This window comes from Microbacterium sp. BF1 (genome assembly GCF_019279095.1).
Classification (GTDB): domain Bacteria; phylum Actinomycetota; class Actinomycetes; order Actinomycetales; family Microbacteriaceae; genus Microbacterium; species Microbacterium maritypicum.
This window is the reverse complement of the sequence record NZ_JAGYWT010000726.1, coordinates 1-880: the sequence shown is the minus strand read 5'-3', so window position 1 is coordinate 880 and position 880 is coordinate 1. Positions and strand designations below refer to the sequence as shown.

1 protein-coding gene is annotated in these 880 nt (G+C 68.9%); it reads left to right on the top strand.

What is annotated here, in order from left to right:
- Nucleotides 1-880 (top strand): aminopeptidase P N-terminal domain-containing protein (locus KZA10_RS16345; RefSeq protein WP_256935009.1); only part of this gene is annotated, 880 nt, incomplete at both ends.

The following is an 880-nucleotide window of genomic DNA, read 5'->3' as shown; positions in this document are numbered from 1 at the left end:
CGCAGCCGTCTCCGCGGCCTTCCCCGGCAAGCGTCTCGTGATCCCCGCCGGCTCGCTCAAGCAGCGCAGCAACGACACCGACTACGTCTTCCGCGCGCACTCGGCCTTCGCGCACCTCACCGGTTGGGCATCGGATGCCGAGCCCGATTCGGTGCTCGTCTTCGCCCCCACCGAGGGTGGTCACGACATCACGCTCTTCTTCCGTGAGCGCGCCGACCGCACGACGACGGAGTTCTACGCCGACGCCACAGTCGGAGAGTTCTGGATCGGTCCGCGCCCGTCCCTCGCCGGTGTCGCCGCCGACCTCGAGATCGCGACCGCGCACCTGGACCAGTTCGAAGCCGTCGAGGGCGAGCTCGTGCTCGACGAAGACGAGACCCTCACACGATTCGTGTCGGAGCTGCGCCTCGTCAAGGACGAGTTCGAGATCGCCGAGATGCGCCGTGCCGTCGAGATCACCGCGAAGGGCTTCGACGACATCATCCGCGAGCTTCCCGCGGCTACGGCGCATGCACGGGGCGAGCGTGTCGTCGAGGGCGTCTTCCACCGCCGTGCGCGTGAAGATGGCAACGGCGAGGGGTACGACACGATCGCCGCCTCCGGCCCGCACGCCTGCTACCTGCACTGGACGCGCAACGACGGCACCGTGGTCCCCGGCGATCTGATCCTGGTTGATGCGGGCGTCGAGGCCGACAGCCTGTACACCGCCGACATCACCCGCACGCTGCCCGTCTCCGGAACGTTCACCGAGGTGCAGCGACGGGTCTACGAGACCGTGCGCGAGGCCGCAGACGCCGCGTTCGCCGCCGCACTGTTCAACGCGTTCAGCGCCTCCGGACGGTTCAGGGTGATCCACCCGACTCGTCCGCGCTGCTCGACC